21 protein-coding genes and 1 pseudogene are annotated in these 22,857 nt (G+C 52.7%); 11 read left to right on the forward strand and 11 right to left on the reverse strand.

The features are described 5' to 3' along the window. Window positions 1-178: 178 nt before the first annotated feature. The 3 genes from yebS to rsmF all read left to right on the forward strand — a co-directional run bounded on the left by yebS (window position 179) and on the right by rsmF (window position 5,566). Entirely contained in the window at window positions 179-1,423 is a 1,245-nt protein-coding gene (gene yebS / locus EB241_RS05340; protein WP_124232178.1) for a membrane integrity lipid transport subunit YebS, read from the forward strand. Beyond that, window positions 1,392-4,028, forward strand: a complete 2,637-nt coding sequence (locus EB241_RS05345; RefSeq protein WP_124232179.1) for a PqiB family protein — start codon at window positions 1,392-1,394, stop codon at window positions 4,026-4,028. Before yebS ends, EB241_RS05345 begins: the two co-directional genes overlap by 32 nt. Before the next feature lie 95 nt (window positions 4,029-4,123). Next, window positions 4,124-5,566 carry a 16S rRNA (cytosine(1407)-C(5))-methyltransferase RsmF gene (gene rsmF, locus EB241_RS05350; RefSeq protein ID WP_267431720.1) on the forward strand — a complete coding sequence of 481 codons (1,443 nt, stop codon included), beginning with the start codon at window positions 4,124-4,126 and terminating at the stop codon, window positions 5,564-5,566. Between the two features lie 363 nt (window positions 5,567-5,929). Here the strand turns inward: rsmF and EB241_RS05355 are convergent, their stop codons facing one another. Genes EB241_RS05355 through yobA form a run of 3 tightly spaced genes read right to left on the reverse strand, consistent with a single transcriptional unit; the run spans window position 5,930 to window position 7,568 of the window. Beyond that, window positions 5,930-6,268: a YebY family protein gene (locus tag EB241_RS05355; RefSeq protein WP_124232181.1), complete on the reverse strand. Its 339-nt coding sequence runs from the start codon at window positions 6,266-6,268 to the stop codon at window positions 5,930-5,932. A gap of 54 nt (window positions 6,269-6,322) precedes the next feature. Continuing rightward, window positions 6,323-7,201 (reverse strand): copper homeostasis membrane protein CopD, encoded by an 879-nt coding sequence (gene copD / locus EB241_RS05360; RefSeq protein WP_124232182.1) that lies wholly within the window; start codon window positions 7,199-7,201, stop codon window positions 6,323-6,325. A 1-nt stretch (window position 7,202) separates the two neighbouring features. Next, window positions 7,203-7,568, reverse strand: coding sequence for a CopC domain-containing protein YobA (gene yobA / locus EB241_RS05365; protein ID WP_124232183.1), 366 nt, complete (start codon window positions 7,566-7,568; stop codon window positions 7,203-7,205). A gap of 163 nt (window positions 7,569-7,731) precedes the next feature. Here yobA and EB241_RS05370 point away from each other — a divergent pair, with 163 nt between their 5' ends. The 3 genes from EB241_RS05370 to exoX all read left to right on the forward strand — a co-directional run bounded on the left by EB241_RS05370 (window position 7,732) and on the right by exoX (window position 9,479). After that, entirely contained in the window at window positions 7,732-7,962 is a 231-nt protein-coding gene (locus EB241_RS05370; RefSeq protein WP_124232184.1) for a DNA polymerase III subunit theta, read from the forward strand. Between the two features lie 84 nt (window positions 7,963-8,046). Then, entirely contained in the window at window positions 8,047-8,790 is a 744-nt protein-coding gene (locus EB241_RS05375) for a carbon-nitrogen hydrolase family protein (protein ID WP_124232185.1), read from the forward strand. A 26-nt stretch (window positions 8,791-8,816) separates the two neighbouring features. Continuing rightward, window positions 8,817-9,479, forward strand: a complete 663-nt coding sequence (exoX, locus tag EB241_RS05380) for an exodeoxyribonuclease X (RefSeq protein WP_124232186.1) — start codon at window positions 8,817-8,819, stop codon at window positions 9,477-9,479. Between the two features lie 103 nt (window positions 9,480-9,582). On the opposite strand, the gene EB241_RS05385 is transcribed toward exoX, so the two are convergent. Both EB241_RS05385 and EB241_RS05390 read right to left on the reverse strand, forming a co-directional pair. Next, window positions 9,583-11,631: a S9 family peptidase gene (locus EB241_RS05385; protein WP_124232331.1), complete on the reverse strand. Its 2,049-nt coding sequence runs from the start codon at window positions 11,629-11,631 to the stop codon at window positions 9,583-9,585. 127 nt (window positions 11,632-11,758) lie between these two features. Further along, entirely contained in the window at window positions 11,759-12,412 is a 654-nt protein-coding gene (locus tag EB241_RS05390) for a tellurite resistance TerB family protein (protein WP_124232187.1), read from the reverse strand. Between the two features lie 243 nt (window positions 12,413-12,655). Here EB241_RS05390 and EB241_RS05395 point away from each other — a divergent pair, with 243 nt between their 5' ends. Beyond that, entirely contained in the window at window positions 12,656-13,492 is an 837-nt protein-coding gene (locus EB241_RS05395; protein WP_124232188.1) for a sugar phosphate isomerase/epimerase family protein, read from the forward strand. An 86-nt stretch (window positions 13,493-13,578) separates the two neighbouring features. On the opposite strand, the gene EB241_RS05400 is transcribed toward EB241_RS05395, so the two are convergent. Then, on the reverse strand, window positions 13,579-13,956 hold the full coding sequence (locus EB241_RS05400; RefSeq protein ID WP_124232189.1) for a YebG family protein: 378 nt from the start codon (window positions 13,954-13,956) through the stop codon (window positions 13,579-13,581). 137 nt (window positions 13,957-14,093) lie between these two features. Between EB241_RS05400 and purT the strand changes: the two genes are divergently transcribed. Continuing rightward, window positions 14,094-15,272 carry a formate-dependent phosphoribosylglycinamide formyltransferase gene (purT, locus tag EB241_RS05405; RefSeq protein WP_124232190.1) on the forward strand — a complete coding sequence of 393 codons (1,179 nt, stop codon included), beginning with the start codon at window positions 14,094-14,096 and terminating at the stop codon, window positions 15,270-15,272. Between the two features lie 96 nt (window positions 15,273-15,368). On the opposite strand, the gene EB241_RS05410 is transcribed toward purT, so the two are convergent. Next, entirely contained in the window at window positions 15,369-16,007 is a 639-nt protein-coding gene (locus EB241_RS05410; protein ID WP_124232191.1) for a bifunctional 4-hydroxy-2-oxoglutarate aldolase/2-dehydro-3-deoxy-phosphogluconate aldolase, read from the reverse strand. Between the two features lie 731 nt (window positions 16,008-16,738). After that, on the reverse strand, window positions 16,739-18,214 hold the full coding sequence (gene zwf, locus EB241_RS05415) for a glucose-6-phosphate dehydrogenase (RefSeq protein WP_124232192.1): 1,476 nt from the start codon (window positions 18,212-18,214) through the stop codon (window positions 16,739-16,741). Between the two features lie 371 nt (window positions 18,215-18,585). Here zwf and hexR point away from each other — a divergent pair. The 3 genes and pseudogenes from hexR to EB241_RS05430 all read left to right on the forward strand — a co-directional run. Continuing rightward, window positions 18,586-19,410 (forward strand): annotated as a pseudogene (gene hexR / locus EB241_RS05420) (transcriptional regulator HexR); the annotation flags it as partial. 146 nt (window positions 19,411-19,556) lie between these two features. After that, a complete protein-coding gene (pyk, locus tag EB241_RS05425) occupies window positions 19,557-20,999 on the forward strand; it encodes a pyruvate kinase (RefSeq protein ID WP_124232193.1) in 1,443 nt (480 codons plus the stop codon). A gap of 22 nt (window positions 21,000-21,021) precedes the next feature. After that, a complete protein-coding gene (locus EB241_RS05430) occupies window positions 21,022-21,321 on the forward strand; it encodes a hypothetical protein (RefSeq protein WP_124232194.1) in 300 nt (99 codons plus the stop codon). A gap of 280 nt (window positions 21,322-21,601) precedes the next feature. Here EB241_RS05430 and EB241_RS05435 read toward each other — a convergent pair whose 3' ends face one another. The 3 genes from EB241_RS05435 to EB241_RS20830 all read right to left on the reverse strand — a co-directional run bounded on the left by EB241_RS05435 (window position 21,602) and on the right by EB241_RS20830 (window position 22,801). Then, window positions 21,602-21,844: a hypothetical protein gene (locus EB241_RS05435; RefSeq protein WP_124232195.1), complete on the reverse strand. Its 243-nt coding sequence runs from the start codon at window positions 21,842-21,844 to the stop codon at window positions 21,602-21,604. 100 nt (window positions 21,845-21,944) lie between these two features. Continuing rightward, window positions 21,945-22,082 carry a hypothetical protein gene (locus EB241_RS20825; RefSeq protein WP_158612378.1) on the reverse strand — a complete coding sequence of 46 codons (138 nt, stop codon included), beginning with the start codon at window positions 22,080-22,082 and terminating at the stop codon, window positions 21,945-21,947. Between the two features lie 398 nt (window positions 22,083-22,480). Further along, on the reverse strand, window positions 22,481-22,801 hold the full coding sequence (locus EB241_RS20830) for a hypothetical protein (protein WP_158612379.1): 321 nt from the start codon (window positions 22,799-22,801) through the stop codon (window positions 22,481-22,483). Between the last annotated feature and the right edge of the window lie 56 nt (window positions 22,802-22,857).

Here is a 22,857-nt window from a genome sequence, read left to right on the forward strand (position 1 = left end):
AAATAAGCATTAAATTTACCATCAGACAAGGTGAATGATTCCGTTAGTTAATATAACCTTATCCGGTAGGACTTAGTAACCGTGACCAGGATGGGTCAGTTTATCGCTATGGCGACCCAAAAACATAACCCGGCTCTGCACCTGTGTTGCCCGGGCCTAAAGCAGCCTGTTCAGGATCATGAAAATACACGCCATCAGCCATGCTCTGCCTCAGGCACGTTATCAGCGTTGTCCCCAATGCGATAGCCTTTTTTCCTTACCAGATGTTAAATCCGATCGGTCGGCTCACTGTCCGCGCTGCAATGCCAGGATCCTTAACGGACGGGACTGGTCGATGACCAGACTGATGGCAATGGCCGTCACCATGCTGCTGCTGATGCCCTTCGCTTTCAACGAATCACTGCTCACTGTCCATCTGCTCGGCATCAGCATACATGCCAGCCTGTTGGAGGGGATCCTGCAAATGGCGCAACAGGGCGATGCTGTCACCGCCTCTATGGTCGCCTTTTGTACCGTTGGCGCACCGGCCACGCTGGTGGCCTCTTTTGCCTGGCTCTGGTTTGGTCATAAGCTGGGGATGAATCTGCGTCCGGTGTTGCTGATGCTTGAGCGGCTGAAAGAGTGGGTAATGCTGGATATATATCTGATTGCCATTGCCGTGGCCACGATAAAGGTAAAGGACTACGCCGATATCACTCCCGGCCCCGGGCTGATTGCGTTTGTGTCGCTCACGCTGCTGAGTCTGATAACCCTTATCCACACCAATGTTGAACAGCTTTGGCACCGTTTTTATCCCCAGCAACAGCCTGCGGTCGCTCCTGAGCAGTTGCAGGTTTGTCTGAGTTGCCATCATACTGGCCTGCCGGATGCCAGCGGCCGCTGTCCACGCTGCCATACGCCGCTGTATTTCCGCCGTCGTCACAGCCTGCAAAAATCCTGGGCGGCGTTAATCTCTTCCATCGTGTTGCTGATCCCGGCTAATTTACTCCCTATTTCAGTTATTTATCTTAATGGTGCAAAACAGCAGGACACCATCCTCTCCGGCATTATGTCACTGGCTTCCGGCAATGTGCCTGTCGCCATCGTGGTTTTTATTGCCAGTATCCTTGTGCCATTTACCAAAGTGATTGTACTGCTCACCCTGTTGCTCAGCATTCATTTTAACTGTGAGCAGGGCCTGAAAACCCGGGTGCGTTTGTTAAGGGCTGTCACCTGGGTGGGCCGTTGGTCAATGCTCGATCTGTTTGTTATTTCGTTAACCATGTCGCTGGTCAATCGTGATCAGCTGCTGGCTTTTACTATGGGACCGGCTGCCTTCTATTTTGGTTCAGCGGTTATACTCACTATCCTTGCCGTCGAGTGGCTGGATAGCCGTTTACTTTGGGATGCACATGCAACAGGAAACGCCGACTACACCGACTAGCGCCCACATCAAACGCCGGCGCATGATTTCCCCTTTCTGGCTGCTGCCTTTTATTGCGTTACTGATAGCGGCCTGGCTGGTCTGGACCAATTATCAGGAACGGGGCACCACCATCACCATCGATTTCGCCTCTGCGGACGGCATTGTGCCGGGCAGAACGCCTGTACGTTATCAGGGGGTTGAAGTGGGAATGGTGCAGGGTATCAGCATGACTGACGATCTGCGCACCATCAAAATCAAAGCCAGTATCAAAAGCGATATGAAGGATGCGCTACGGGAGGATACCCAGTTCTGGCTGGTGACACCAAAGGCCTCTCTGGCTGGGGTATCCGGGCTGGATGCCCTGGTTGGCGGTAACTACATCGGCATGATGCCCGGCAAAGGTAAACCGCGGGAGACATTTGTCGCGCTGGATACTCAGCCTAAATACCGTGTCAATACGGGCGAAATGCTGATCCATCTGCACACCTCAGATCTGGGATCGCTGAATTCCGGTTCGCTGGTGTATTTCCGTAAGATTCCGGTGGGTCGGGTGTATGACTACAGTATTAATCCCGGAAATCAGGGTGTGACAATAGACGTGCTGATTGAACGACGTTTTACCAATCTGGTGAAAAAGGACAGCCGTTTCTGGAACGTTTCCGGCGTGAAAGCCGATGTTGGCCTTAGCGGCGCGAAAATTCAGCTGGAGAGCCTGGCGGCGCTGGTCAATGGCGCGATTGCCTTTGACTCTCCCGGCGCTTCGCCTCGGGCAGAGACCGATGACAACTATAATCTCTACCCGGATCTGGCCCACAGTCAGCGCGGGGTGATTATCACACTCGATCTGCCTGACGGAAAAAATCTTAAAGCAAACAGTACGCCGCTTTTCTATCAGGGGCTGGAAGTCGGCACGCTCACCGGTATGGCACTGCAACCGGATGGCAAAGTAACGGGTGAACTGACCATCGATCCCTCGGTTACCGGGCTGATGCGAACCGGCACGCGGATTGAAATGCGTAGCCCAAAAGTCAGCCTGACGGACACCAGCCTCAGCAGCCTGTTGACCGGTAACACGCTGGAACTGATCCCCGGAGAAGGGCAACCACAGGATCATTTTACCGTACTGAAAAGCAATCAATCGCTGCTTCAACAGCCCGCCACGCTGGCAATCAACCTGACGGCGCCTGAAAGTTATGGCATCGATGCCGGGCAACCGGTGGTGCTGCACGGCATGCAGATTGGTCAGGTGGTCAGCCGTCAGCTGAATGAAAAAGGCGTCAGTTTCACTATCGCTATCGGTCCTGATTACCGTCACCTGGTACATGGAGACAGTAAATTTATCATCAACAGCCGCCTTGACGTGAAATTTGGCCTCGACGGGGTGGAGGTGTTGGGTGCCAGCGCGCGAGAATGGGTTGATGGCGGCATTCGCCTCGATCCGGGAAGCAAAGGCAGCCTGAAAAATACCTATCCACTCTATGCAAATGCGGAAAAAGCAGCAGAAGGCATCACCACCAGCCAGCTACCCGCCACGCTAACGCTGACCGCTAACAGTCTGCCTGATATTCAGGCCGGTTCGGTGGTGCTGTACCGCAAATTCCAGGTCGGTGAAATCGTCGATGTGACACCACAAGCTAACCAGTTCGATGTGCGGGTTCATATCAAACCGCAGTACCGTAATCTGCTGACAGCGAACAGCGTGTTCTGGTCTGAAGGGGGTGCCCGCGTGCAGCTGAACGGCAGCGGTCTCACCGTACAGGCTTCCCCGCTTAACCGCGCGCTGAAAGGCGCAATCAGTTTCGACAATCTGACCGGCGCGGGTGTCGGCCTGACCGACAAAGATAAGCGCGTGCTCTATGACTCAGAGACTGCCGCCCGTGCGGTGGGCAGTCAGATTACCTTGCGCACCTTTGATGCCAGTAAGCTCTCTCCCGGTATGCCGGTTCGCTATCTGGGGATAACCATTGGCCAACTTGAATCGCTGGCCCTCAGCCAGGATAAAAAACAGGTCATCGCCAAAGCGGTGCTTTATCCCGAATATGTGCAGGATTTTGCCCGCGTGGGTAGCCGTTTTTCAGTGGTATCCCCCGAGATCTCCGCTGCCGGCGTCAACCACCTTGATACCCTGCTTCAGCCTTATATCAATGTTGATCCGGGTAAAGGGCACGGTCAGCGTAGTTTTGAATTGCAGGAATCAACCATTACTGACGCACGTTATCTCGACGGGCTGAATGTGGTGATGGATGCCCCGGAAGGCGGCTCCCTGTCAGTGGGTACCCCCGTGTTGTTCCGGGGTATTGAAGTGGGAACGGTAACCAACACCTCACTGGGGACCATGTCCGATCGGGTGCAAATCACCCTGCGCATCAGTAAAAAGTACCAGCACCTGGTGCGTAACAACTCCGTATTCTGGCTGGCCTCTGGCTATAACCTCAGATTCGGACTGACTGGCGGCGTGGTGAAAACCGGCACCTTCCAGCAATTTATTCAGGGCGGCATCGCCTTCGCCACCCCGCCGACCATCCCGCTGGCACCTCAGGCTGCTTCCGGGAAACATTTCATTCTGGAGGATGAAGAACCGAAGGACTGGCGCAAATGGGGCACAGCACTCCCCGCGGATTAACGGTAACGGGTGGCCTGTCGGGCCACCCGTTTTTTTTTCCCGCTGGCGAATGTGCTAAACTCGCCCCACTTTGTTTGCCAGACGGAACGATCCCAGTGTCTTCATCCTCTTCATCCGTACACTTTCCTGATGCCTTTCTTGCTCAGATGCGTGAACTTTTACCTGACGCAGACCAGTTTGACCAGTTTATCGCCAGCAGCCAGCAACCCCTGCGTCGCAGTCTGCGGGTTAATACGCTAAAAATCAGCGTGGCCGATTTTCTGCATCTGGTCGCACCGTATGGCTGGACACTGACGCCCATTCCCTGGTGTGAAGAGGGCTTCTGGCTGTCGCGTGATGACAGCGATCGCCTGCCCCTGGGCAGCACGGCTGAACACCTCTCCGGTTTGTTCTATATCCAGGAGGCCAGCTCAATGCTGCCGGTAACCGCCCTGTTTGCCGGTTGCCCGGAACCAGTAAGCGTGATGGATATGGCGGCCGCGCCTGGCTCCAAAACCACACAGATTGCGGCCAGAATGGCCAGCCAGGGTGGCATTCTGGCTAACGAGTATTCGGCCAGCCGGGTAAAAGTGCTTCATGCCAATCTCAGCCGCTGCGGCGTCAGTAATGTCGCCATGACGCACTTTGATGGCCGGGTTTTTGGCGCGGCGCTGCCGGAGGCTTTCGACGCTGTTTTGCTGGACGCCCCCTGCTCCGGTGAAGGGGTAATCCGAAAAGACGCAGATGCGCTACGCAACTGGACGGTTGCAAGTATCGCAGAGATTGCGGCCACACAGCGGGAGTTGATTGCCAGTGCCTTTCACGCGCTTCGTCCCGGCGGCACGCTGGTTTACTCCACCTGCACGCTCAATCGCAGCGAAAACCAACAGGTGATCGCCTGGCTGATGGCCACCTTTCCCGGCGCGGTGGAGATTGAGCCACTTGATTCGTTGTTTCCGGGGGCGGAGCATGCCTGCACTGAAGAAGGTTTCCTGCATGTTTTCCCGCAAATTTATGACAGTGAAGGTTTTTTTGTCGCCAGACTGCGTAAGCGCCACGCCGTTCCTCCCCTGCCGCAGCCGGGATATAACGTCGGCAAATTTCCCTTCACGCCGGTCAGAACCGCTGAAAATCAGATGATAGTCAGGGCAGCCAGTAAGGCAGGATTGCACTGGGACAACAGCACCTACGGCCTGTGGCAGCGGGATAAAGAACGTTGGTTGTTTCCCCGCGCCCTTGAGCCTCTGTTCGGTAAGGTACGTTTTTCACGTATTGGTCTGAAAGTGGCAGACGTTTTTCCAAAAGGCTATCGCTGGCAGCATGAAGCCGTGATTGCGCTGGCCCACCCCCATGCAGATAACCGGTTTGAGTTAAGCGCAACAGAAGCGGAGGAGTGGTATCGTGGACGCGATATTTACCCTGATCGCGCCCTGCCTGCTCAGGAAATAATCGTCACCTGTCAGCAGCAACCCATTGGCCTGGCTAAAAAAGTGGGTAACAGGCTTAAAAACAGTTATCCGCGTGAACTGGTTCGGGACGGCAAGCTGTTTACAGTGTGAACGGTTTGCTCTGCGTTCCACACCCTGTGACATCTGCATCAGAGTGACAGGGGCAACCATTTATGACGGATAAATCTGAGCCAGTGAAAATATGTAACGCCGCGGAGAACCTGAGGAAGAAATGTGAGCAGGCTTCCCGTCAGGGGATAAGGACAACCTGTTAAAAAAAGGCCGAAGACGATTCCTGCTCTCCGGCCCAGGGAAATGGCTCCGTTTAAGAGCCGTGCGCTAAAAGTTGGCATTGATGCGGGCTAAAAGCCCCGCACTTTAAAAGATAGACAGGTTATGCAGGTTTTCCAGCCGCCTGGCAACATCAACATTGCAGGTTTTCAATGCTGTGATCGTCCCTGCAAAACGGCCAGCTCAGTCGCACAGCGTCCTGGCACGTTCGATAAAAGGGGTAAGATCCTTTTTCTGACCGGGATGCTGCGGATCGTCAATCCGGATCACACTGACGGGTTGCCCTTTCATCTGACCATTTCTAATCATCTGTTCCGCCTTGTCATTTAAAGGATATTGCATCAGGGTGCTGGGGTTGATCACCAGCAATGCGTTACCTTTGGCACAGGTCAGCATCACCTCCTCCCGGTCAAACGCCCATTTATCTTTTCCCATTTCAAAACGACTGACGGTAATGATCCCGGCGGCCATCGCATTGGAACAAAAACTCAGGGCAATGATCAGACTGGCCAGTTTTTTCATGGTGTAGCAAACCTCTTTGGATAAATGCCTCGGCAGGCAGTAAAAAAACATAATTCAGGCCGGTTCGAGCGTGGCAAACACGCTGACCAGCAGCACCACCAACGCGGCAAGTAAAATTTCTGCCAGCGTGGTCAGGATAAAGACGTAACGAACACTGTCGCCACGGTGCTGAAAACGGGGAACCAGAACGTAACGATTAAACAGCGCTGCCAGGCACATTCCGCCCACCAGCGACGTTTTCAACAATAGCAGTTGGGTGTAAAGGTGAAAACCTGACGGTGGCCAGCCAAGTATCAGCAGCGCATTCAGGATCCCGGTCAGCAAAACCAGCGCAACAGCAAGATGACCATAGCGTGAATAGCACATCAGCGTTTTCAGCGCATCATAGCGGGTATCAGGCTGGCGGGCTGTGTGCATCAGCAGCAGCACCGGAATCAACCCCCCGCCCCAAAACGCGGCAGACATCAGATGTATCACCTGACTGGTGCGATGTATGACGCCCGTCATACCATCAGACATGGCTGCGTGGCCAGTAAATCCCAGCGCGATGAGTTGGGCAACACCACTTAATAACCACACCGTTGGCCTGTCTCTGTCGCGGGCAAACAGCGCCAACACGCCTGTCACCGCAGCGATCAGTTGCCATTGCCAGACCCGACCAACGTGTGTTTGCAATACCGCCTTCCATAGCGAGAGATGCTGTAAATCCTGCCAACGCTCCGCCAGCAGCGCTGTTTGACCTGCAAATAGCATGATGATACTCAACAGCACGGCAATGGCGCTGGCAACCAGCAGAGGATGAAGCTTCTGCCGCAGATAGCGCCTGAATCTGACCGGAGCCAGTACGGCACTGAAAACACTACAACCGGTTAACGACATCAGCGCCAAAAAATAGAGCCAGCGGCAGAGCATGTAAAACAGGCTGAAGGACATCTCACTTCACGCTGAAGCTATACGTTCCGCTGGTTTTATGGCCATCTGTTGAGAGTACATGCCAGTTAACCTGATAAAGCCCACTGACCAGCGGTTTTTCCAGTGGCACAATCATCTGATTATGCTGTTGCGGTGCCCGTTGCGCTTTCGCCAGCGGCACAGATTTCTGACCGGCATCCGTCAGGTCAACACCGCTAAAGGCGGGTTCGATATCTTCCGAGAAGGTTAATGTAAGCGCCTGCGGAGAGGCGGTCACCCTGGCATTTGCCGCCGGATACTGACTTTTAAGGTGAGCGTGAGCAAAAACCTGTGGAGAGAAAGCACCCGCCAACAGGGCAGAGATGAAAAAGACAGAGAATTTACGCATCAGATCGTATCATCCTGAGCAGAGCAGCCCGTTCGCTGCGGTAAGGCGAAAAGGATACTCCGCTTAAAATAAGGTGTCGAGCAGATCAGAGCCACCACCAACCGGCACACTTGCGAAATACTGACCGGTGCTTTATGTTGGCCTCCGGCATCAGGAGGAACGAATGAATTACAACCTTGCCCGGTTATCCCAGGAAGAAAAAGATAAAGTCAATGTCGATCTGGCGGCTGCCAGCATCGCCTTCAAAGAGCGTTATAATATGCCCGTCATCGCAGAAGCGGTTGAACGTGAGCAGCCGGAAGCGCTACGTGACTGGTTCCACCAGCGGCTGGCACATTATCGCCAAAGCTCCCTGAATTTTTCCCGCCTGCCTTATGAGCCAAAACAAAAATAGCATTTAATACTCGTGTTATTTCCTTGAATTTCCGTTGTGCTTAGGATGAGATACGGATTCTGAATCAGCCTTGCAGGAGAAGTTATGTCCGTCTGGAGTGTTGCTGCGGCACAGTCAGGATCGCGGCCTGGAGATATCGACTGGAACATATCGCGACATCTTGAATTTATTCATCAGGCTGCTGAACATCAGGTCAACGTCCTGGTCTTCCCCGAATTATCACTGACCGGATATGAGCTGGCACTCAGCCAGCAATTATCAATGAAAATGGACGATCCCAGGCTGGAGCCTTTTTCCACTGCCGCCAGCCAGCATCAGATGACCATTGTGATTGGTCTGCCATTGCGCGATGGCGATCACGTCCTGATTTGCGCTCTGGCGTTTCTTGCTGAAGGCACCCGTATGGCCTATGGCAAACGCCATCTTTCTGGCGATGAGAATCTTTTTTTTCAGCCTGGCACAGGCGTGCCGCTGTTTGGTTATCAGCAACATCATATCGCGCTGGCGGTATGTGCGGATATCAGCGTGAAAGAATATGCAAAGGACGCCGCGGAGCGCGGAGCAAATCTTTATGCCACCGGCGTTCTGATGTCAGAGAAAAGCTATCAAAAGGGTTTTGACTGTCTGGCACGCTGGTCTGCAGATTATAATATGGCGGTGCTGATGGCCAATCATGCCCTGCCGACGGGTGGTTATAACAGTGCAGGTAAAAGCGCAATCTGGAACGATCGCGGGCAGCAGGTCGTCGTCGGTGGCCGTGGCGAAGCACTGGTGATTGCCAGACGCACGGAGAAAGGTTGGCAGGGTGAAACGCATTTATTACGCTAATCCATAGTGGCGGACAGGGAAATATTATGTTGCGTGTAATTGATACTGAAACCTGTGGCCTGCACGGCGGGATTGTCGAAGTAGCCTCAGTGGATGTAATTGATGGCAGGATCGGCAATCCGATGAGCGATCTGATTTGCCCGGACCGCCCAATCAGCGCACAGGCGATGGCTATCCACCGTATTACGGAGTCAATGGTGGCGGGAAAACCAACCATCGAACAGGCCATCAGTCGCTATCACGGCAGCGCTTATTACGTTGCTCATAACGCCAGTTTTGACCGCAGAATGTTACCGGAGATGCCTGGCGAATGGATTTGTACCATGACGCTGGCAAAAGGCCTGTGGCCTGGCCAAAAATATGGCAATCAGGCATTGCGTAAATTCCTGCAGCTTGACGTTACCACGCCGCCCGGTCTGCATGCTCACCGTGCTTTGTATGACTGTTATGTGACAGCGTCACTTCTTATCCGCATTATGGCGTTTTCCGGCTGGGATGCGCCAGAGATGGTCAGAAGGATGCAGTCGCGCGGTTCCGATGCGACCTTCCCGTTTGGTAAATACCGCGGCAGTAAAATCGATGAGGTGGCTAAGCGCGATCCCGGCTATCTGAAATGGATGCTGAAAAACATTCCTGATCTGAAAGCCGGTCTGCGTGGTGCCCTGGAACGGGCACTGTCAGCCGACTGACATCGCGCACCGGCTCTCCCTTAAACGCGGCATAACGACCGACAGGCAGCACCAGACGTGCTGCCTTTAGAACCCGCATGCGGCAGTTCTTTGCCATTATCCCTCAGCCACCTGTCCGCTGCGCCAGCGCAATCAGGAAGGTAAATTCTTCCGCCACACCCTCATAAAATGTGAATCGGCCTGACTTTCCTCCGTGCCCGGAATCCATATCCGTTTTGAGAATTAAAAGATTATCATCCGTTTTGACATCACGCAGTTTAGCCACCCACTTCGCCGGCTCCCAGTATTGTACCTGAGAGTCATGCAGCCCGGTGGTCACCAGCATATGCGGGTAAGGTTGCGCCGTGATGCAATCACAGGGACTGTACTGGCGGATATAACGGTAGAACTGCTCGTCTGCAGGATTACCCCATTCATCATACTCCCCGGTGGTCAACGGGATTGACTCATCGAGCATGGTGGTCAGCACGTCCACGAACGGTACCTGTGCCACAATGCCGTGAAAACAGGATGGCGCCATATTTACCACCGCGCCCATCAACAGCCCTCCGGCACTGCCGCCCATCGCATACAGCTTCTGCGGATCGCCATACCCCTGTTTCACCAGGGCATCGGTAACATCAATAAAATCGTAAAACGTATTCATTTTATTGAGAAGCTTACCATCCTCATACCACTGTTGGCCCAGTTCACCGCCGCCGCGAATATGCGCCAGCGCAAAGACAAACCCCCGGTCCAGCAAACTCAGACGGCTTGCGCTGAAGTCGGCATCCATACTGCTGCCATAAGCGCCATAACCATATACCAGCATGGGGTTTTTGCCCGGCCGGTAATGCTCACGGTGATAAACCAGCGATACCGGCACTTCAACCCCGTCACGCACGGTGATCCACAGTCGTTCACTGCAATATTTACTGGCGTTGAAGCCCTTTACTTCCGTCTGCTTGAGGATTTGCCTGTCGCCGCTGTCCATATCCAGCTCAAACAGTGTGTCAGGTGTGGTCATTGAGGAATAGCCATAGCGCAAACGGCCTGTCTCAGGCGTGGGATTGTAAGAGAGCCAGGTCACACAGGCCGGATCGTCAAAAGCAATCACCGTATCACTGCCGGTTTTCCGGCAGATCTGGCGCAGCCGGGTCTGGCCAAGTTCCCGCTCCTGCACAACCAGCCAGTCACGAAACAGGCTGAAATCTTCCAGCAAAACGGGCGTGCGTGCCGGGATAAGGGTTTGCCAGCCCTCCTCGTCTGCAACATCGCTGCGGTAGAGAGCAAAATTCTTTCCCTCACGGTTGGAACGAACGTAAAAATGCTGCTGATAGTGGTCCAGCGTGTACTCATGATCTTTTCGACGGGGGCAAAACATTTGCGGTTTAGCGTCGGCAGAGTGCGCATCCAGCAACAAAATTTCGCTGGTGGTGGTGCTGTTCAGACCAATCAGCACAAACGCTTCAGAGGTGGTTTTGGACAGGCTGACATAAAAGGTGTCATCCTGCTCCTGATACACCAGCTCATCGTCCTGCGTGGACGTGCCGGGTCGGTGACGCCACACCTGCCAGGGTAGCAGGGTTTTCCTGTCTTTCAGCACATAATAGAAGGTGCTGCTGTCGCTGCCCCAGGTAAAACCGGAAGAGACGTTTTCCAGCACTTCCGGGTACCAGTCGCCGGTAAGCAGGTTGCAGAAACGGATGCTGTACTGGCGACGTGACCGGTAATCTTCAGCTACCGCAAGCAGCTGATTATCCGGGCTGACGCCGATCCCGCCGAGAGTATAAAAATCAGCGTCTGCCGCACGCTGATTACAGTCCAGCAGGGTTTCCCACTGTTCCGGCGTCGCGGTATTTTCTGGCTGGCGGGTATAAATTGTGTACTCTTTGCCCTCCTCATAACGACTCTGATAACGCCAGCCTTTACGGACGTAAGGGACGGAAAACTCACGTTGCGGGATGCGCTCAATAATTTCCTTCAGCACTTCCTGCTGTAATGCCAGATGCGGTGCCATCATCTGACTACCGTATTCATTTTCAGCATTAAGATAATCAAGTACCGCCGGATTTTCACGCTGGTCGTCGCGCAGCCAGTAGTAATCATCGCAGCGGGTTTCACCATGAAGGGTCATGCTGAAGGGAATTTTTCTGGCCATTGGTGGCTTTATCATTACTGGTGCCTGCTGAATCAGTTAGGTCTGATTAGTGTGGCAGTTGAGCCAGCAAATGTCAGCCGACAGGCGGGTTTCTCTGCCGAATAATCAGACAGATGGGGGCACAGCCCCCACCTTATGCTCAGACAGACAGTTTTTGCTTCTCAGTTTGAATATCGTTGGCAATACTTTCACGCACATCGCCGGGGATATTTAATGCATCGCCCAGCGCCCCGAGGTAGCTACACTCCATAAAATGATCAACATCGATGACCAGATTACTGAGGAACCAGATCTCCAACGCTTCTTCCTCGTTACTGACGTCCCCAGCCAGCTTATGCGGGTCCAGCGGCATTTCAATCGCCTGCTGAATTAACCGTTCTCCTTCAGCACCCAGACCTGCCTGCTGAATATGCCGATCGATCGCCTGCCTTTCATCATTATCAATATGCCCATCGCTTTTGGCAGCGAAAACCAGCGCCTGCACCAGACGTTCTGCACGGCGTTGCGCGGAAGAATATTGCTGACCATACTCTGGCTGGCCGCGGTGTGCTTCACCAAGGCGCTGCCTGTATTTATTCCACAGAAGCGCTCCGGCAGCCGCACTGCCGCCAATCATTAAGGCATTTTTACCGTACTTACTCAGCAAATTACGCGAAGACTTACTGGCAATCAGTAAACCGGCCAGCCCGCCAAGCGCACCGGGTGCCAGCATTTTACTTAATCCCCCTGCACCACTTTCTCCCTGCTTACTGTTGCCCAACACATTTTGAATTTGTTTCAGCCAGTCAGACATCGTATTTCCTTTCAATAACAGAAAACCACAGGGTAGAGCGCCCCGTGTCAGAAAGCGTCAAGTCAGGAAAAAAACCGAAAAAATCGGTGAAAATTTACCAATAACAAAAGGCCACTATACTTTGCACGATAACAATTACCCAATGTATTTTGACCCGGTTATATCTGCTGGCCCTGAACATATCCAGCCGCTTCCCGTCTTTCACCACAGTGATTCACCACCAGAACGCCTCAGAGGAAAACAATGCGCTTTACTGACAATCCGCTATTTATCAATACGGTTATTTTAGGGGGAACGCCTGAAGAGAAAATTCAGGCAGCCGCACAGGCAGGCTTCAGCCAGATTGAGCTATGGCGGCAGGATGTGCAGGCGGCAAAGCTCAATGCCGCCGGAGTTGCCGGGCTGCTTGATGAAGAAAATCTGACCCTGACGGATTATCAGGTGTTGCTGGATTTTGATGGTGCGCCGGTTAAATCACGGCAAAGTAAGCGCAGGGAAGCCCTGTTGATGCTCGACACTGCGGTTGCGTTAGGTGCCAGCACCTTATTAACCCCTGCCTCAACCGCAGATGACTGCATTGCAGAGCGTGAAGAGGACGACATTCGCTGGCTGGTAAAAGAAGCCGCAAAGCGCGGGCTGAGGGTAGCGCTGGAAGCGATGGCCTGGAGCACCCATATCAGTGACACTGCCGCCGCCTGGCGAATGGTAAAGCGTATTGACCAGCCAAATCTGGGGCTGGTGGTGGATGCCTTTCACATCTTTGTCCGCAAGCGTGGCGTGGAGGATCTGGCCGGGATCCCGGTAGATAAAATTTTTTTGGTTCAGCTTTCCGACCTCTCAGAACTGCCACCTGAGAAGGCGTTGGTGGCCACCGCACGTCACGAGCGACTGTTGCCAGGAGAGGGTATTTTTCCACTGCATACCCTGCTGGATTATCTGGACGCAAAAGGTTACTGCGGACCACTGGGACTGGAGGTGTTTAACGATAATCTCCAGCGTCGGCCCGCTGCCGACGTGGCAAAAGAAGCCATGTCGGCACTGAAATCGTGTTGGAGCAGGGCAAGGTCACAACCCATCTGAGTAATAACTGCCTGTGCCGAAGGGTGTCTGTCGAGTGACGTTCGTCGTGGGTGACAGACCTGCCATGTTACGTTCAGCTGGCAGGCTCAGGCCGCTTTGTTCGCCCGGAGTTTTTTTGCCGGACGGGCAACTTCCTGCCCGGTTTCGCTATGCTCCTCTGCGTCGGACAGTGGTTGACTTTCCTCCACGGTCTCGGCTTCACTTTCTTCTGCCGGATGCGCCGTCAATTCCGGCTGTCTGCTGGTACGCAGAATATGCTGAAGCACATCTTTATTTTCTGCAAGGAACAGTCCCAACGCCTCACGCTGTTCTTCATCTATTGTCAGAGGCGCCGCGCAAAGCCAGTCGGAGAAAACTTCCGCCATGTCCAACATTTTGTCGTAAGCATCCGCTTCTTTTTTACTGGCGAAAGTCATTTTTTCATCACCTTTTCTGACCACAACATATTTGATTTCAACAGCCATCGTACCCACCTCAATTTAACTGTATTTTTATACAGTATAGCAGCGATAATTTCTGTTCTCAAGCCTGTAAAGCAGATGTATACGCAATCGTTTTCTTTTATACTGCACGCGTTTTTCCATCCAATCAGGTAGACATTATGACAACTATTGGTACTGCACTGCGACCCGCCGCGACTCGTGTAATGCTGTTAGGTTCGGGTGAACTTGGCAAAGAAGTGGCGCTGGAGTGCCAGCGATTAGGGGTGGAAGTGATCGCGGTGGATCGCTACGCCGATGCGCCTGCGATGCATGTTGCACACCGCAGCCATATCGTCAATATGCTGGATGGTGAAGCCTTAAAAGCACTGGTGGCACTGGAACGCCCTGATTACATCGTGCCGGAAATTGAAGCTATCGCCACCGATATGCTGATCGAGCTGGAAAATCAGGGACAGCGGGTGATACCCACCGCCCGTGCCGCTCGTCTGACCATGAACCGGGAAGGCATTCGTCGGCTGGCCGCTGAAGAGCTGATGCTGCCTACCTCAACCTACTGCTTTGCGGACGATGAGCAGACTTTCCGCCAGGCGGTGAAGGAAACCGGATTCCCGTGCATCGTTAAACCAGTGATGAGTTCATCCGGTAAAGGACAGAGTTTTATCCGTGAGATATCACAGCTGGATGCGGCCTGGCGCTATGCGCAACAGGGAGGGCGTGCCGGCGCTGGCCGGGTGATCGTGGAAGGTGTGGTGACATTTGATTTTGAGATCACTCTGCTGACGGTCAGCGCAGTGGATGGCATTCATTTTTGCGCCCCCATTGGCCACCGCCAGGAAGATGGCGACTATCGGGAATCCTGGCAGCCTCAGCAGATGAGCGACCTCGCTCTGCAACGTGCACAGGCTATAGCAAAACGTGTGGTAAGCGCGCTGGGTGGTCATGGTCTGTTTGGCGTTGAGCTGTTCGTTAGCGGCGATGAGGTGATATTCAGCGAAGTCTCTCCGCGCCCACACGATACCGGTATGGTAACGCTTATTTCGCAGGATTTGTCAGAGTTTGCCCTGCATGTTCGCGCGTTCCTTGGTCTGCCGGTTGGAGGGATCCGCCAGTACGGCCCGTCAGCGTCGGCAGTGATCCTGCCCGAGCTTAAGAGCGACAACGTTCGCTTTGCCCGGCTGGATGAGGTGCTGGGTGCCGGGCTGCAGCTGCGCCTGTTTGGCAAGCCTGAAATACTCGGCAGGCGTCGTCTTGGCGTGGCGCTGGCAACGGGTGACACGGTAAGTGAGGCGGTTGAGCGCGCTATTCATTGCGCGGCAGGGGTATCCATTAGCGGATAATATTACCGACCGCATCAGCCAAAAAGGATGGCTGTATTCCATCCTTTTTATCTTTTACGCGGATGTACGTACCGCCGCACCACGCCGGATCATCGCTCAGCCCGCACCAGCAACTGCCTCTTTCGCCAGACGGGTGATGCGCTCGTACTCACCAGCTTCCAGTGCGTCAGCAGGAACCAGCCAGGATCCGCCAATACAGAGCACACTTTTCAGCGCCAGATAGTCACGGTAGTTAGCGGGGGAAATTCCCCCGGTCGGGCAGAAACGTACCTGCGGGAACGGACCCGCAATGGCCTGCAACGACTTTACGCCACCATTGGCTTCCGCCGGGAAAAATTTAAACTCATGCAGCCCATAATCCATACCGGTCATCAGTTCTGATACCGTACTGATACCGGGGATTAACGGTACTGAACCGGCAACGGCGGCCTTCAGTAGCGGTTCCGTAAGGCCGGGACTGATGGCAAACTGCACGCCTGCATCCGTTACCGCTTGCAATTGTCCGGCGTTGACCACGGTACCTGCTCCGACAATGGCCTCAGGCACCGCATTGATGATTGCTTTTATTGCCTCCATCGCACAGGGGGTGCGCAGCGTGACTTCCAGCACTTTCACACCGCCAGCCACCAGCGCCCTCGCCATAGGCACCGCGTGTTCCAGCCGGTTTACGACAATCACCGGCACAATCGGCCCGGTGGTCAGGATCTGTTCCGCACTTATTTTCCAGTTACTCATCGACCTGCTTCTCCTGTCTGGCCAGTCTGTTTGCCATCACTGCAATGGTTGAAAAAAGTGGCACACATTGCTTCCCTGAGGTGACGGGTCACCACTCTACAGGATAATAACGGCGCACGTCCATGTGTCTTTTTATTTTTTAAAACAGCGGTTCATTTAAATTAAATCTATGACTCAGGCTGAATAAGGCCGGTGGCAGGGACTGGCAATGTCACTGTGGAGTTTGATGAAATGGCAGTCTGAAATTGCCGCACGGATCGGCAACGATGACCGCTCCTTTGGGCAATAATTCATTCAGGCAGGCCTGAGGTATCAGACGGGTATTTTACGGATGATTAATACGCCATAAACACCGTCACATCAGTATCGGGCGATTATATCTCCCCGGCACTACTGCCTCCTGCAAAAATACCTCAGACTAACGGTGAACAATCCGCCAGGCGATGCATGGTGTTTCAGTGCGCTAATTCGCCAGAGCGATGCTGTATTGCCGTATTGCTGACGCATATTGCAGCAATCGACAGCATGCCATTTCAGAAAACAGCGGCGCACATCGCGCCGGGAAAAATGGCAGTCGGCATCAAAACGCCACGGCCTGTCCTGATGTTTCAAACAAAGGAGGGCGGAGAGCGTGCACAGACACTCTCCGCTGATGGTGATCACAACAAGATGGGAAGTGGTTTTTTACCACCCGTTACAGCCCGGAGGGCCTGCAAACAGATGGTGCAGGGTCATTCAAATTCATTCCATGAACGACCATCGCGGGTGATCATCGCAACAGAGGCCACCGGCCCCCATGTGCCAGCCTGATAAGGCTTGGGCGCTTCATTATCCGCCGCCCACGCTTCCATAATTGAGTCCACCCATTTCCACGCTTCTTCCACTTCGTCACGACGCACAAACAAAGCCTGAATGCCACGCATGGTTTCCAGCAACAGACGTTCGTAGGCATCGGCAAGGTGAGACTGATTGAAGGTTTCAGAGAAGCTCAAATCCAGCTTAGTGGTTTGCAGATTATGTTTATGATCCAGCCCCGGCACCTTATTGAGGATCTGAATTTCCACACCTTCATCTGGCTGAAGACGAATGGTCAGCTTGTTCTGCGGTAGCTCCTGCCAGGAATCTTTAAACAGATTCAGGGCCGGGTTTTTGAAATAAACCACCACTTCGGAGCTTTTGGTTGGCAGACGTTTACCGGTGCGCAGATAGAATGGCACCCCTGCCCAGCGCCAGTCGTCAATATCCACCCGGATCGAAACGAAGGTTTCCGTGTTACTGGATTTATTAGCGTCTTCTTCTTCCAGATAGCCGGGAACTTTTTTGCCCTGCACAAATCCCGCCGTGTACTGGCCGCGTACCGTTTTATCCCGCACGTTGGAATGGTCAATACGACGTAACGAACGCAGTACCTTTACTTTTTCATCACGAATGCGGTCAGCAGACAGATCGGCGGGCGGTGACATGGCAATCATGGTCAGCACCTGCAACAGGTGGTTCTGGATCATGTCTCTCATCTGACCGGCTTTGTCAAAATAGCCCCAGCGACCTTCGATACCAACCTCTTCCGCCACGGTGATCTGAACATGGTCAATGGTCCGGTTATCCCAGTTTGATGCAAACAGCGAATTGGCAAAACGCAATGCCAGCAGATTCAGTACCGTCTCTTTACCCAGATAATGATCGATGCGGAATACCTGATTCTCTTCAAAGTATTCACCGACCTGGTCGTTGATCTCCTGAGAGGTTTCCAGCGAGGTGCCCAGCGGTTTCTCCATCACCACGCGGGCAGGCTGTGCGTTCAGTTTGGCCGTCCCCAGCCCCTTACAGATAGCGCCAAATGTGCCAGGCGGCATGGCAAAATAGTTGATGGTAACGCGCTGTTTCTGGTCCAGCATTTTACCGAGTTTGGTAAAGTGACCGGTATCGTTGACGTCGAGGTTACAGAAATCGAGCCGGCTACTCAGCTTGTCCCAAAGCACTTCATCAATCTTATCCTTCATGAAAGTTTCCAGTGCTTCGCGCACAATCTTGGTCCAGGCTGCTTTATCCCAGTCCGCGCGTCCCACGCCGATGATACGCGACTCTTCATGAATCTGGCCGGCTTTCTCTAACTGATACAGGGAAGGCAACAGTTTCCGGCGAGCAAGATCGCCTTTGGCACCGAAAATAACCAGATCGCATGCCTGGGCCATTTGTGTAACCGCCATTATATTCTCCTCGTTGCAGGATAAGCCTGACCTGCCAAATCCGTAACATTCAGGCTCTTATTGTAATTTTGTTTCAGTACAATGTACTGCTTTTGCCCGGTCCACGTAAACCGACGCACGCCATTCCCGCACAGGTAAACATGGTTGTATAAAAATTACCTGGCCGTGTGGACAGCGGGTGCGTAATTTTTCAACTTTTTATGCTTTTATTTGCCGCGCTGAAAATCAGACACAGTTCAAACTCTGGTAAAAAAAAGCCGGCGAAGCCGACCGGCCCTCTGCTATCAGCGCTTGTATATTCTCTACAAAACGACATCGATTTCTCCTTTGATTGAAATCGCCAGAATGTATCAGTGGATGCCATTACGAAAATGCTGGAAAAAATCCGGTCTCAGCTGGAAAACCTGGGTAAATCCGAGCGGAAAGCGGCCGAGGCGGTTCTTGCCGCCCCTGATGCCATCATTCATACCAGTATCGCTCTGCTGGCTCGTGAAGCCGGCGTCAGTCTTTCCTGCCATTACTTACCGGGTAAAGGTTTCCCGCATTTTAAATTACAGCGGGCACAAAGCGTCGCCACTGGCGCTCTGCCCTTGGGTCAACCGCGATATCAAAGAAGACGACAACGTGGAGGCCTTCGCAGGCAAGATATTCGAATCGCCAATGGCCGGTCTGGATTGTGTCCGCAGTCGTCTGGACAGTGGTGCCATCAACCACGCGGTGGACCTGCTGACCGCGGCAAAAAAGATTGCCTCTTTTGGCCTCGGTGCCTCAGCCACCGTTGCACAAGATGCGATGAATAAATTTTTTCGCTTTCATGTACCGGTCATCAGTTCCGATGATATTGTGATGCAGCGGATGTATTGTATAAACAGTGCACAGGGCGATGTCGTCGCGCTTATTTCCTGTACCGGACGCACTAAAAATTTAGTCGAACTGGCACAACTTGCACGGGAAAATAACGCCACGGTGCTGGCGATTACCTCGCCAGATTCGCTGCTGGCGCGTGAAGCGACGCTGACACTGAATGTCGATGTGGCGACAGACACTGATGTCTGTATGCCAATGGTGTCGCGTCTGGCCCAGCTAACGCTGACCGACGTACTTGCCACAGGCTTTATCCTGCGGCGCGATGCAAGATTCCGCGATAATCTGATGCGAGTCAAAAGCGCACTGAGGGGTCACGATTTGATAAGGAAGATCTGTCGGTGCGACCAATCCGGCCTGAGTTACTGAAGTGTCCAGTTCGTCAGGCCAACAGACACAGCCAGCATATTATAAAATTACTGAACATTTACAGGGATTGCTCCGGCATTACCCCTTTTCAAAGTCAACGGAGTCATACATGTCCAGACGTCTCAGAAGAACCAAGATCGTCACGACCTTAGGTCCGGCAACCGATCGTGATAATAACCTCGAAAAAATCATCGCGGCCGGAGCCAACGTTGTCCGTCTTAACTTCTCTCATGGTACCCCGGAAGATCACATGCTGCGTGCCAACAGCGTGCGCAGTATAGCGGCGAAACTTGGCCGACATGTTGCCATCCTGGGCGATCTTCAGGGACCAAAGATCCGCGTGTCCACCTTCAAAGAAGGCAAAGTGTTTCTGAGCGTAGGGGATCGTTTCCTGCTGGATGCCAGCCTGGCTAAAGGCGAAGGTGATAAGGATAAGGTCGGGATTGATTACAAAGGCCTGCCCGCTGACGTGGTCCCGGGCGATATTCTGTTACTGGATGATGGCCGCGTACAGCTTAAAGTGCTGGACGTTGAGGATATGAAAGTGTTTACCGAAGTGACCGTCGGCGGTCCGCTGTCCAACAATAAAGGGATTAACAAGCTGGGCGGTGGGCTGTCTGCCGAAGCGCTGACAGAGAAAGACAAGGCCGACATTCTTACCGCCGCCAAAATTAACTGTGACTATCTGGCCGTCTCTTTCCCACGCTGCGGTGAAGATCTTAACTATGCGCGACGCCTGGCGCGTGAAGCCGGTTGTGAAGCAAAAATTGTTTCCAAGGTGGAACGGGCTGAAGCCGTTGCCACCCAGGAAGCGATGGACGATATTATTCTGGCTTCTGACGTGGTGATGGTGGCGAGGGGCGATCTGGGCGTGGAGATTGGCGATCCTGAGCTGGTGGGGATTCAGAAAGCGCTGATCCGCAGGGCGCGTCAGTTAAACCGTTCGGTGATCACCGCAACCCAGATGATGGAGTCAATGATCACTAATCCGATGCCAACGCGGGCCGAAGTGATGGACGTGGCCAACGCCGTGCTGGATGGCACCGACGCAGTAATGCTCTCCGCCGAAACGGCCGCCGGGCAGTATCCTGCGGAGACGGTGACTGCGATGGCGAAGGTATGCCTGGGTGCAGAAAAAATTCCCAGTATCAACGTTTCCAAACACCGTCTGGATGTGCAGTTCGACAACATTGAAGAAGCCATTGCGATGTCAGCAATGTACGCCGCCAACCATCTGCAAGGCGTGACCGCGATTATCACCATGACCGAGTCGGGCCGCACCGCGTTGATGACTTCCCGGATCACCTCTGGCCTGCCGATTTTTGCCATGTCCCGCCATGAACGCACGCTGAATCTTACCGCGCTATACCGCGGGGTGACGCCGGTTTATTTTGACAGTAATAACGATGGTGTGGCTGCGGCTCACGATGCCGTAAACCTGCTGCGTGACAAAGGGTTTCTGATGTCAGGCGATCTGGTTATTGTCACCCAGGGCGACGTGATGAGTACCACTGGCACCACCAATACCAGTCGTGTTCTGCGTGTTGAATAAGCCTTAAGCTAACTGCAAACTGATGCAAATATCGCCATCCGTCAGGATGGCGATAAGCCACTACCCTACCCTGTTTTATGGTTTCCGTGCTGTCACTCTCTCCGGCGGTATCGCTTTTCTGCTTTCTTCCGCTTACTGTTTTTCTGCTAATCAGGTATTTTCCTGTTATTTCGGCCTTCATAACTGCGGTATCTGCATCATCTTCCCCTGGCCCGAAATCATTACCCCGCCATGGGTGTTTCCTGAAACAGGGAAATTGCCGGACAGCCTTACTCCGTCCTTCCTTTCCAGACAGACCATGACTTCCGGTAGTAAAAGCTGAAAGAGTATCTTGATCAAAAAGATCGCGCACTGCAGTTAATCAACTGGTTCAGTCCATATTCCTGTCTCTCTGTAAGCTTCTTTTCCCGCATTAGCTTCTGACATTCTGCAACGACGGCCGGGCTGACAGATATTCACCCAAACCACTTCCAGCAGGCCAGGTTTTATTCCCTTAATGGTTACAGGGCCTGGAACCGGGATCGCTCATGGGCCGGATTTTGCAAACGGGTAATGGAAAAGGCCAATTTTATGGCCTCATATAGGTTTTTATGTGGCTTCTGCTATTCAGCTTTTTCAGTATCTTTAACGCTAAAATAGTGAAGGAATATTTTTCTCAACACACCATATATCGCACAGATTGTTATGCAGCCAATAATAAGCCGGGCTGGTTTCTGAGGAAGGAAAGACCATGCATCACCATGCCAAATCCCAGCACTTTTTAATAATGAAAGTGATATATTTGAACTCACGATAATGACCAGTAATTTTCCGAAGTTAAGGGATTTTTTTGAAATTTTTACCACGTACATTGCCCCGGTGACACGCTACCGCCTCCCCCATTATTATTATGCCCCTCGGTGCATGACTTTACCGCCCCCCATGGCCCATCTTTGGCACCATTCATTATGCCTGTTGCAATATCACTGATGCATTGAGAGTCAACGTCTGCATAAATATCCACATCATTTCGATTCCACCCCGTTCGTCCAGCGCTTGCTGTGCTGCCTCTGCTATACACCCCTTCATAGTTAGTGTTAGCATTTGCAACGGAAACCTCGTTTAATTCAGTCGGAAAAATTTTTCTGAAAGTCATTAAAAAGAATCCCCATATAATTTAACATCACCTGCCTTTGCATAAGGCAATCAATATATCCCATCTTTCAGCCAGAGATGCAAACCATGTACGTTATATCAGTTGTTTATAAATTTTTCTTAAATCATAATCCTGTAAAAATTATGAATCACTTTTGAAAAAAATAATTTTAAATAATCCTACCATTTACGAAATTATATAACCTTGTTCACAGTAGTCATTAATCCGTCTTTTTAGCAGAGGCGGTTGGTGCGGAGGCTAAAATTCCGCTCCTCACACATCATCAGGCGGCAAGGACTTATCTTCAGCTTACTGCTTTTCTGTTAATTACCTGTCATTCCGGCATTCACACCTGCGATATCTGCATCATCTTCCCTGGCCCGACATAATGCCCCCGTGATTTGTGTTTCCCGAAACAGGGAAAATTGCCAGACAGCCTTATTGCCGCCCTTACCTTCAGACAGGCCATGACTTGCGGTACTGAGAGCTGAGAGCTGAGAGCTGAGAGCTGAGAGCTGAGAGCTGAGAGCTGAGAGCTGAGAGCTGAGAGGGTATCTTCATCAAAAAGACCGCCCGGTGCGATTAATTCAACTGGCTGAATATCAGGTGATTTTGTCAATATGCCTGTCTCTCTGTAAGCTTCTTTTCCCGCATTAGCTTCTGACATTTTAAAACGACGTCCTGGCTAACAGTATTGGTAATGCCACAGCACCAGACTACTTC

Origin of the sequence: Erwinia psidii (assembly GCF_003846135.1) — a bacterium.
GTDB lineage: Bacteria > Pseudomonadota > Gammaproteobacteria > Enterobacterales > Enterobacteriaceae > Erwinia > Erwinia psidii.

Coding starts and splice junctions, on each gene's coding strand:
- purT (WP_124232190.1), top strand. CDS start 14,094: ATGACAACTATTGGTACTGCACTGCGACCCGCCGCGACTCGTGTAATG.
- yebS (WP_124232178.1), top strand. CDS start 179: ATGAAAATACACGCCATCAGCCATGCTCTGCCTCAGGCACGTTATCAG.
- exoX (WP_124232186.1), top strand. CDS start 8,817: ATGTTGCGTGTAATTGATACTGAAACCTGTGGCCTGCACGGCGGGATT.
- EB241_RS05430 (WP_124232194.1), top strand. CDS start 21,022: ATGCAAATATCGCCATCCGTCAGGATGGCGATAAGCCACTACCCTACC.
- EB241_RS05400 (WP_124232189.1), bottom strand. CDS start 13,956: ATGGCTGTTGAAATCAAATATGTTGTGGTCAGAAAAGGTGATGAAAAA.
- pyk (WP_124232193.1), top strand. CDS start 19,557: ATGTCCAGACGTCTCAGAAGAACCAAGATCGTCACGACCTTAGGTCCG.
- EB241_RS20830 (WP_158612379.1), bottom strand. CDS start 22,801: ATGTCAGAAGCTAATGCGGGAAAAGAAGCTTACAGAGAGACAGGCATA.
- EB241_RS05355 (WP_124232181.1), bottom strand. CDS start 6,268: ATGAAAAAACTGGCCAGTCTGATCATTGCCCTGAGTTTTTGTTCCAAT.
- zwf (WP_124232192.1), bottom strand. CDS start 18,214: ATGGCGGTTACACAAATGGCCCAGGCATGCGATCTGGTTATTTTCGGT.
- EB241_RS05370 (WP_124232184.1), top strand. CDS start 7,732: ATGAATTACAACCTTGCCCGGTTATCCCAGGAAGAAAAAGATAAAGTC.
- EB241_RS05345 (WP_124232179.1), top strand. CDS start 1,392: ATGCAACAGGAAACGCCGACTACACCGACTAGCGCCCACATCAAACGC.
- EB241_RS05375 (WP_124232185.1), top strand. CDS start 8,047: ATGTCCGTCTGGAGTGTTGCTGCGGCACAGTCAGGATCGCGGCCTGGA.
- EB241_RS05410 (WP_124232191.1), bottom strand. CDS start 16,007: ATGAGTAACTGGAAAATAAGTGCGGAACAGATCCTGACCACCGGGCCG.
- EB241_RS05395 (WP_124232188.1), top strand. CDS start 12,656: ATGCGCTTTACTGACAATCCGCTATTTATCAATACGGTTATTTTAGGG.
- EB241_RS20825 (WP_158612378.1), bottom strand. CDS start 22,082: ATGCTAACACTAACTATGAAGGGGTGTATAGCAGAGGCAGCACAGCAA.
- EB241_RS05390 (WP_124232187.1), bottom strand. CDS start 12,412: ATGTCTGACTGGCTGAAACAAATTCAAAATGTGTTGGGCAACAGTAAG.
- copD (WP_124232182.1), bottom strand. CDS start 7,201: ATGTCCTTCAGCCTGTTTTACATGCTCTGCCGCTGGCTCTATTTTTTG.
- yobA (WP_124232183.1), bottom strand. CDS start 7,568: ATGCGTAAATTCTCTGTCTTTTTCATCTCTGCCCTGTTGGCGGGTGCT.